We start from the raw sequence: 251 nt of genomic DNA, 5'->3' as shown, positions 1-251 counted from the left end.
CGTCCTTAAGATGTCCGATCGTTTTTGGCTTTGCGCCATCGGCTAGTTTGATGCCTTTCCCGGCAAACCAGTCCAAACGGCCAGATACGTGCCCGCCCACGCGGTTGGCCGCCCAAAAAATGAATGGGAAACACCATTCTGGAACCCAATCGCGAAGGTTTGTATTTTTCTCTATACTTTCAACGTGATAATGCAACGTGCCAACACCGATCTCGTTGAATTCCTTGTAATTAAATCCCCGGGATTCAATC

The 251-nt window shown here is 48.6% G+C and carries 1 protein-coding gene; it reads right to left on the bottom strand.

Annotated features, from left to right (window positions below):
• Positions 1–251, bottom strand: a 251-nt coding sequence (locus tag GUI70_RS24910) for a hypothetical protein (protein WP_237725164.1), incomplete at both ends; no start/stop codon positions are given.

Origin of the sequence: Deinococcus alpinitundrae, from assembly GCF_009982895.1 — a bacterium.
GTDB classification, from domain to species: Bacteria; Deinococcota; Deinococci; order Deinococcales; family Deinococcaceae; genus Deinococcus; species Deinococcus alpinitundrae.
This window is presented reverse-complemented; position numbering and strand designations above follow the sequence as displayed.